At 70.5% G+C, this 8,885-nt stretch carries 8 protein-coding genes; 3 read left to right on the forward strand and 5 right to left on the reverse strand.

Annotated elements, in window-relative coordinates:
• Window positions 1–151 precede the first annotated feature (151 nt).
• Window positions 152–706, forward strand: a complete 555-nt coding sequence (locus tag ACFVIM_RS29235; protein ID WP_384307482.1) for a peroxiredoxin — start codon at window positions 152–154, stop codon at window positions 704–706.
• 3 nt (window positions 707–709) lie between these two features.
• Window positions 710–1,243, forward strand: coding sequence for an alkyl hydroperoxide reductase (locus tag ACFVIM_RS29240; protein WP_384307484.1), 534 nt, complete (start codon window positions 710–712; stop codon window positions 1,241–1,243).
• Between the two features lie 76 nt (window positions 1,244–1,319).
• Here the strand turns inward: ACFVIM_RS29240 and ACFVIM_RS29245 are convergent, their stop codons facing one another.
• From ACFVIM_RS29245 to ACFVIM_RS29265, 5 genes are all read right to left on the reverse strand, one after another.
• Complete coding sequence (locus ACFVIM_RS29245) at window positions 1,320–2,054, reverse strand: hypothetical protein (protein WP_384307486.1); 735 nt, start codon at window positions 2,052–2,054, stop codon at window positions 1,320–1,322.
• Window positions 2,051–3,547 (reverse strand): AI-2E family transporter, encoded by a 1,497-nt coding sequence (locus ACFVIM_RS29250; RefSeq protein WP_384307488.1) that lies wholly within the window; start codon window positions 3,545–3,547, stop codon window positions 2,051–2,053. Before ACFVIM_RS29250 ends, ACFVIM_RS29245 begins: the two co-directional genes overlap by 4 nt.
• Before the next feature lie 139 nt (window positions 3,548–3,686).
• Window positions 3,687–4,415, reverse strand: coding sequence for a transglycosylase SLT domain-containing protein (locus tag ACFVIM_RS29255; RefSeq protein WP_384307490.1), 729 nt, complete (start codon window positions 4,413–4,415; stop codon window positions 3,687–3,689).
• A gap of 361 nt (window positions 4,416–4,776) precedes the next feature.
• Window positions 4,777–6,099 (reverse strand): PhoH family protein, encoded by a 1,323-nt coding sequence (locus tag ACFVIM_RS29260; protein ID WP_384307492.1) that lies wholly within the window; start codon window positions 6,097–6,099, stop codon window positions 4,777–4,779.
• 351 nt (window positions 6,100–6,450) lie between these two features.
• Window positions 6,451–7,212 carry an isoprenyl transferase gene (locus ACFVIM_RS29265; protein WP_384307494.1) on the reverse strand — a complete coding sequence of 254 codons (762 nt, stop codon included), beginning with the start codon at window positions 7,210–7,212 and terminating at the stop codon, window positions 6,451–6,453.
• 267 nt (window positions 7,213–7,479) lie between these two features.
• Here ACFVIM_RS29265 and mgrA point away from each other — a divergent pair, with 267 nt between their 5' ends.
• Window positions 7,480–8,517, forward strand: a complete 1,038-nt coding sequence (mgrA, locus tag ACFVIM_RS29270) for an L-glyceraldehyde 3-phosphate reductase (RefSeq protein ID WP_384307496.1) — start codon at window positions 7,480–7,482, stop codon at window positions 8,515–8,517.
• Window positions 8,518–8,885 lie beyond the last annotated feature (368 nt).

The raw sequence follows: 8,885 nt of genomic DNA on the forward strand, positions 1-8,885 counted from the left end.
GGGGGGCGCCCGCGGGTCAGGGGCGCCCCGCGACGGCCACTCCATTGATCGCCCCGGCAAATCACACTGACCCGATTGATCGATTTCACCCGTGATCGCGCGTATGACAAGGTGGCTCCTGTCCAACCCCTCAGCACCCTGGAGTAACACCGTGCTCACTGTCGGCGACCAGTTCCCCACCTTCGAGCTGACGGCCTGCGTGTCGCTGGAGAGCGGCAAGGAGTTCGAGGTCATCAACCACAAGTCCTACGAGGGCAAGTGGAAGGTCGTCTTCGCCTGGCCGAAGGACTTCACCTTCGTCTGCCCCACCGAGATCGCCGCCTTCGGCAAGCTGAACGACGAGTTCGCCGACCGTGACGCGCAGATCCTGGGCTTCTCCGGCGACTCCGAGTTCGTCCACCACGCCTGGCGCAAGGACCACGCCGACCTGCGTGACCTGCCCTTCCCGATGCTGGCCGACTCGAAGCACGAGCTCATGCGCGACCTGGGCATCGAGGGCGAGGACGGCTTCGCCCAGCGCGCCGTCTTCATCGTCGACCCGAACAACGAGATCCAGTTCACCATGGTGACCGCGGGCTCCGTCGGCCGTAACCCCAAGGAGGTCCTGCGGGTCCTCGACGCTCTCCAGACGGACGAGCTGTGCCCGTGCAACTGGACCAAGGGCGAGACCACCCTGGACCCCGTCGCCCTGCTGGCCGGTGAGTGACCCATGGCCCTCGACGCGCTGAAGTCCGCGCTGCCGGAGTACGCCAAGGACCTGAAGCTGAACCTCGGTTCGGTCATCGGGAACAACGACAAGCTCTCCGCACAGCAGCTCTGGGGCACCGTCCTGGCCACCGCGATAGCCTCGCGCAGCCCGATCGCCCTGCGTGAGCTGGAGCCGGAGGCCAAGGCCCAGCTCTCCCCCGAGGCGTACAACGCCGCCAAGGCCGCCGCCGCGGTCATGGCGATGAACAACGTCTTCTACCGCACCCGTCATCTGCTCTCCGACCCGGAGTACGGCACGCTCCGCGCGGGCCTGCGGATGAACGTCATCGGCAACCCGGGCGTCGAGAAGGTCGACTTCGAGCTCTGGTCGCTCGCGGTCTCCGCCATCAACGGCTGTGGCCAGTGCCTCGACTCGCATGAGCAGGTGCTGCGCAAGGCCGGTGTCGACCGCGAGACCATCCAGGAGGCGTTCAAGATCGCCGCCGTGGTCCAGGCCGTCGGCACCACCCTGGACTCCGAGGCCGCCCTCGCGTAGTCCCACGCGCTGATATGCCCAAGGGGCTCCCCGACACCAGGTCGGGGAGCCCCTCCGGCGTGTAACGCCCGTACCGTCAGGCCCGCAGCCGCGCGAGCAGCCGCCGTACGTCCTCGATCATGTACGGCCGCAGCCCCGAGACATCGGTCTGCTGCGCCCCGGCCTCCGGATTGAACCCGGAGTGGATGTCCATGGCCAGCACCGCCTGTCCGTCCAGCACATGGAGCACCCGCGAGGCCTGGCCCAGCCCCTCGACGGAGTACGCCCGCTCGCCCAGCCCCTCCACCCGTGTGACCCGCAGGGGCTCGCCGAGCCGCGCCACCTGCCCCGAGACGGCCGCGTCGAACTCCAGGCCCGGGTCGGTCCGCTTGTGCAGGGTGTAGGTGAGCTGGACGCTCACACTGGCGTCGACCTTCCCGAAGTTCACGGAACAGATCACCATGTCGCGATCGGCATGGCGGAACTCCGTCGGTTCGCGGTGTTCGGCCTCTCCCAGGGCACCGGTCAGCGAGGTCAGCGTGGCCTCCTGGCAGAGATTGCCGACCTCGCGGTGGTTCCTCGGGCCCGGCCCGGCATCGTCCGGCGCGTACAGGAAGAACGCCCCCGCCCACACCGCCGACGCCAGCACCGCCCCGCCCAGCGCCCACCACCAGGGGCGACGGAGACCCGGGGCCGGTGCGGTGGCGGTGGCGGTGCCATCGGATGACGGCTCCTCCGACGGCTCCGGCGGCCCGGACCGCCCCCGGTCGTCCAGTTCCTCCGGACGGCCCCAGTCGTCCTGCTCCCCCACCAGCTCCGGCTCCGAGATCATTCCGTTCCCCCGTCCACGGCCGGTGTCGTGCGCTGATGGGCGACCCTCAGCAGGGCCCGTTCCCGTGCGTACGAACGGAGATAGCCCACCACCGTGTTGGTGACGGCGACCAGCGGGACCGCGACGACCGCGCCGCCGATGCCCGCGGTGAGCCCGCCCACCGCGACCGACAGGACCACCGCCAGCGGATGGACCCGCACCGCACGGCCGAGGATGAACGGCTGGAGCACATGCCCCTCGATCTGCTGCACCGCGAGCACCACGACCAGCACCATCAGCGCGGTGAACACCCCCTGGGTGACCAGGGCGACCACGACCGCCAGCGCGCCCGAGATCACCGCGCCCACCAGCGGGATGAAGGCGAAGAGGAAGATGAAGACGGCCAGCGGCACCGCCATCGGAACATCGAGGAACCAGATCCCCAGCCCGATGAAGACGGCGTCGATCAGCGCCACCAGGACCGTGCCGCGCACATAGGCGGTCAGGGTGCGCCAGGCCCGGGGCCCGGCACCGGCCACCCCGGGACGCGCCTGCGCCGGGACCAGTTTCAGCGTCCAGTGCCAGATCCGCTCCCCGTCGTACAGCAGGAAGAGGGTGGAGAACATCGCCAGCGCGATCCCGGTGAGCACCTCCACCAGCACGGTGACGCCCTGGAGGCCCGCCGTGGTGATCTCCTCGGTGTTGGTGCCGATGGTGTCGGAGAGGTTCTTGGCGAGATCGTTGATCTGGCTCTCGGTCACATGGAAGGGGCTGTCCAGCAGCCAGCGCTTCAGCTCCTCGATACCGTCCCTGACCCGGTCGGAGAGGTCACCGATGTTCTCCATGACCTGCCAGACCACGAACCAGCCGACCAGGCCCATCACCACGAACCCCGCCACCGCCGTCACGGCGGTCGCCAGTCCGCGCGGCAGACCGGCCCGGCGCAGCCGGGCGACGGTGGGCTGGAGCAGCGCGGTGATCAGCAGCGCCGAGACAAAGGCGAGGACCACCAGTTGGACCGCGCTGATCACCTTCATCAGCACCCACAGCGTGCCCGCCAGCACCAGCAGCCGCCAGCCTGCCTCGGCGGCGACCCGGATCCCCCACGGGATCGCGGCCACCGGATCCGGCGGTGCCGCGACGGCGGGCGCGTACGCCGGCGGCGCGGGGACCGTCTCCAGGGCGTCCGCGCCCTCGGTCGCGGCGGGAAGCTCCTTCGCCGACTTCGCCGGCGGGGTCTGTGGGGCCTTCCGCGATGCCGGAGACGGGACGGACGATACGGTCGGTGCGGTCGGTGCGGCGGGGACATGCGGCGGGGGCGGCTCCTCGCCCGCGGTGCCGTCCGTGCCGCGGGCGGCTTCCGTGGATCTCACCAGGTACGCACGGTTCTCATCCCGTACGTTCTCCCGTTCGCCCTCCCGCTCGTCCTCCCGTACCCGGCGCTCCCCCAGGCGCTCCGCGACCCCGGTGAGACCGTCGCCCACCCGCGCGAGCCATCCTGGCACTCGTGACATGACGCTTCTTCCCCCCATGGTTCCTTCCCGGAGCCCCTGGTCACCAGCACCCCCGGAAGCAACGACGGTACACGCAAGACGACCGGAGCCCCCCACCGCAAGACGGCAGGGGGCTCCGGGGAGTTGAGCGGTCGCCGGGTCAGTACCAGCGGTTGTCCAGCCAGAAGTCCCAGGCACCGCAGGGGCTTCCATAGCGCTCGTTCATATAGCTCAGGCCCCACTTGATCTGGGTCGCCGGGTTGGTGCGCCAGTCGGAGCCCGCCGTGGCCATCTTGTTGGCGGGCAGCGCCTGGACCAGGCCATAGGCACCCGAGGACGGGTTCTCGGCCTTGTAGTTCCAGGTGGACTCGCGCTCCACGATGTTGCTGAAGCACTGGAACTGGCCACCGGGGATGATCTGCCGGGCGATGGCCTTGACCTCGGCGACCGTGTAGGAGCTCTGCTGGGCGAAGTTGCCGGAGCGGACGGCGTCGCGGCTGGCGCGCTCCTCCTTCTCCTCCTTCTCCTTCTTCTCCCGAGCCTCGCGCTCCTCCTTGGCCTTGGCCTCGGCGGCGGCCTTCTTGGCCTTCGCGGCCTCGGCGGCCTGGACGCGGGCGGACTCCTCCGCGGCCTTACGGGCGGAGGCGTCGGCGGCGGCGGCCTGCGCGTCGGCCTGCTCGGTCAACGACGCGACCTGGACCTGGGCCTGCTGGCCCATGGGGATGTCGGCGAGGAGGGTGGCGTCGGCGGCGACCGACTCCATGGTGTCGCCCGACGGGGTCCCGCCCGAGGCGACACCTACAACGGCTCCGACGGTGGTGACCGCGGTGGCGGACGCCACGGCGAATCCCCGGACCGAGATCCGGCTCACACGCTTTCCTTCCAGCATCGCCCGCACAGGTGACCCCGCGAACGCATCGTGCCCCTGGCACTGGCCTCCACCGCAGTGGGTCACAGTAGGCGCTGGCCCGTGGTCGGCTCCACGCGGGAACAGTCCGGTACGGCTTGGGCGGCACACGACGGACGTTCTTGAATTGTGGGCACCACCAGGGGTGCTGAGGTGTCGTGTGCGGGGCCTGACGGAAGCAAGACTCTGCCGGACGGCGACGCCGCGAGGCAATTCCTCATCGCGTGGGATAGCTCACACCTCTGTGACGGAAGAGGTTTCTGGATACACCCCCACAGCGAAGCGCCGCCCCATTAGGCTGCTGGACCCATTCCGAGGCGGCGCCAACGCGGGTGATATCCCCTTAGATCTGACCCTCCTCCAGCATTTCGGTCACCAGTGCGGCGATCTGCGAGCGCTCCGAGCGGGTGAGCGTGACATGGGCGAAGAGCGGATGCCCCTTCAGCTTCTCCACCACGGCGACGACACCGTCATGGCGGCCGACCCGCAGATTGTCCCGCTGGGCCACGTCATGGGTGAGGACCACCCGCGAGTCGGCCCCGATCCGGGAGAGCACGGTCAACAGGACATTGCGCTCCAGCGACTGGGCCTCGTCGACGATGACGAACGCGTCATGGAGCGAACGGCCCCGGATATGGGTGAGCGGCAGCACCTCCAGCATGCCCCGCTCCAGTACCTCCTCGATCACCTCCCGGCCCGCGACCGCCGAGAGCGTGTCGAAGACGGCCTGTGCCCACGGGTTCATCTTCTCGGCCTCGGTACCGGGGAGATAGCCCAGGTCCTGGCCGCCCACCGCGTACAGCGGCCGGAAGACCATCACCTTCTGGTGCTGACGCCGCTCCAGCACCGCCTCAAGTCCCGCGCAGAGCGCGAGCGCCGACTTGCCGGTGCCCGCGCGGCCACCGAGCGAGACGATCCCCACCTCCTGGTCGAGCAGCAGATCCAGCGCGACCCGCTGCTCCGCGCTGCGGCCGTGGATACCGAACGCCTCCCGGTCGCCGCGGACCAGCCGTACCCCGCCGTCGGCGGTGACCCGGCCGAGCGCCTTGCCCCGCTCCGACTGGAGCACGAGCCCGGTGTGCACCGGCAGTCCGTCCGCCTCGGGGACCTCGATCCGCTCCTGCGCGTACAACAGGTCGATCTGGTCGGCGCTGAGCGGGAGTTCGGCCATCCCGGTCCAGCCGGAGTCGGTGATGGCCAGCTCCGCCCGGTACTCCTCGGCGAGCAGCCCGACCGAGGACGCCTTGATGCGCAGCGGCAGATCCTTGGAGACGACGGTGACGTCATACCCCTCGGCCTGGAGATTGCGCGCCACCGCCAGGATCCGCGAGTCGTTGTCCCCGAGCCGGAAACCGGCCGGGAGCACCCCGGGATCCGAGTGGTTCAGCTCGACCCGGAGGCTGCCACCGAGGTCACCGAGCGGGAGCGGGGCGTCCAGACGGCCATGGCGCACCCGGAAGTCATCGAGCAGCCGCAGCGCCTGACGCGCGAAATACCCCAGTTCCGGATGGTGCCTCTTGGCCTCCAGCTCCGTGATGACCACGATCGGCAGCACCACCTCGTGCTCGTCGAAACGGGTCAGGGCGTTCGGGTCGGCCAGCAGGACGCTGGTGTCGAGGACATAAGTGCGCCTGTCGGGCATCCGGCGCTTCGTACTGTTCACCACGGAAGGACGTACCCCCTCGGCTGAGGTCGGCGGTGCGACGCCGTCGCGGGCCTGAGTCCTCCTGCCGGAGGCGGCGGAGGACCTCCCCCGCCGACGGGCGGGGGGTGGAGCCGGGCTTCAGGCCACAGTGCGCGGGCCGAGCACCGGCCCTCCGCGTGGTCCGCACCGGGGGTGCGATCCGTCGTGTGCAAAGGGCCTCCCGGGTGGATGGCGGGAAGCCATCCACGAGATCCGATGTCCTTGGGACGGACATCGACCTGGGAGGGATATGCCCTCGAACACCCGCGGCCATGCCAGACCGGACGACGACGGGACGGTGAACAGCGGGTGTTCGATTCCGGGAGAGTGGGCCTAGCTGCCGTAACGGCGGTGCCGGGCGGCGTAGTCACGCAGCGCCCGCAGGAAGTCGACCTTACGGAAGGCGGGCCAGAAGACCTCGCAGAAGTAGTACTCGGAGTGGGCGCTCTGCCAGAGCATGAAGCCCGACAGCCGCTGCTCCCCGCTGGTGCGGATGACGAGATCCGGATCGGGCTGACCCCGGGTGTAGAGATGCTCCGAGATCAGTTCCACATCGACGATCTCGGCCAGCTCCTCGAAGCCGGTGCCCTTCTCCGCGTGGTCCAGCAGCAGCGAGCGGACCGCGTCCGCGATCTCCTGGCGGCCGCCGTAGCCGACGGCGACGTTCACGAGTATGCCGGTGTGGTCGAGGGTGGCCTGCTCGGCCTCCTTCAGTACGGTCTGGGTGCGCGCGGGCAGCAGATCCAGCGTGCCCACGTGGTGCACCCGCCAGCGCCCGTCGGCGGCGAGCGCGCGGACCGCGTCCTCGATGATGCCGAGCAGGGGGATCAGCTCATCGTCCGGGCGGTCGAGGTTGTCGGTGGAGAGCATCCAGAGCGTGACGACCTCCACATCGGTCTCCGCGCACCAGCCGAGCAGCTCCTGGATCTTGCTGGCCCCCGCCTTGTGCCCCTCCGCGGCGGTGCTTCCGGCCGCCCTGGCCCAGCGGCGGTTGCCGTCGAGGATGACTCCGATGTGCTTGGGCACCTGGGCGTGGTCCAGTCGGCCTTCCACCCGGCGTGCGTAGAGCCTGTACACCAGGTCACGCAGGTTCACGGAGTCCACCTCTCGATTCTGCCGGGCATCCCCGCCCCGTGCGCCGGAAGCCGTCCGGCGCGTGCCGGGGTCCGGGAGACGATGGGCGGAGGTCCGGGGGTCACATGTACCAGGGTTCCGCTTACCTGCGGCGCGGCGCCACACAGGCCCGCGCGCGCCCGGCAAACCCCCGTGCCGTGCGGCTTCCCCTTGAGGCCGCCACACTACTGCGGGCACGGGGCGGGGACCCAACCCGGTCTGTCACAACTCCGTGATAAGGATCGTTCTGTGACTGATTCCTCCTCTTATCTCGCGTCCCCGGAGCGCTATGACGCCATGGAGTACCGCCGCAGCGGTCGCTCCGGCCTCAAGCTGCCCGCGCTCTCCCTCGGGCTCTGGCACAACTTCGGCGACGACCGGGACCTCGCCTCCCAGCGCGCGATCCTGCGCCGCGCCTTCGACCTCGGCATCACCCACTTCGACCTGGCCAACAACTACGGCCCGCCGCCCGGCTCCGCCGAGCTGAACTTCGGCAAGCTCTTCGCCCAGGACTTCGCGCCCTACCGCGACGAGCTGATCATCTCCACCAAGGCCGGCTATCTGATGCACCCCGGCCCCTACGGCGAGTGGGGCTCCCGCAAGTACCTGCTCTCCTCCCTGGACGCCTCCCTGCGCCGGATGGGTCTGGAGTACGTCGACGTCTTCTACTCCCACCGCTTCGACCCCCACACCCCGCTGGAGGAGACGATGGGGGCCCTGGCCTCCGCCGTCCAGCAGGGCAAGGCGCTGTACGTGGGTGTCTCCTCCTACAACGCCGAGCAGACCGCGCGGGCGGCCCGGCTGCTGCGGGAGATGGGCGTACCCGCCCTGATCCACCAGCCGTCCTACTCGATGATCAACCGCTGGATCGAGGACGACGGGCTGCTGGACACCCTGGAGGCGGAGGGCATGGGCTGCATCTCCTTCGTCCCCCTCGCCCAGGGCCTGCTCACCGGCAAGTACCTCCGCGGCATCCCGGAGGGCTCGCGGGCCACCCAGGGCAAGTCGCTCGACCCCGGCCTCCTCTCCGAGGACGTCCTGCGCCGGCTGAACGGGCTCAACGACATCGCGGCCCGGCGGGGCCAGTCGCTGGCACAGCTGGCCATCGCGTGGGTGCTGCGGGATCCGCGGATGACCTCCGCCCTGATCGGGGCGTCGAGCGTGGCGCAGCTGGAGGAGAACGTGGGGGCGCTGGCGGGGGCGCCGCTGAGCGACGCCGAGCTGGCCGAGATCGACGTCTTCGCCGTCGACACCGAGGGCACCAACATCTGGGCGGGCCGGGGCTGAGGACGCCTGCCCGCCGGGGCCGACCGTGGGGGCTGGCCACGGCCGGTCGCTGCCGCGCCTGGCTGCCGCGCCTGGCTGCCGCCGGGGTGGTGAGGCCGGATCCGCCGCCGCGCTCTGGTGCGCCGTCGGGGGGTGCGGCCGGGTGCGTCCCGTGTCCGGCGGTCCGTCCCGGGGGCGGCCGCCGCCGTCGTCCGGGGGCCGGGTGCGGGGTCGGCCGGGTGGCCGGGTGGCCGTGTGGCCGGGTGGGCCGGGGGGCCGGGTGCGGGGCCCGGCCGGGTGGCCCGTGGGCCGGGTGCGGTGTCCGTCGCTGCCGCTGTCGTTCGTGTGCGGGGTTCGGTGGCCTCCGGGCTCACCTCCTCGGGAGCGGC

This window comes from Streptomyces sp. NPDC057638 (genome assembly GCF_042800315.1).
Taxonomy (GTDB): domain Bacteria; phylum Actinomycetota; class Actinomycetes; order Streptomycetales; family Streptomycetaceae; genus Streptomyces.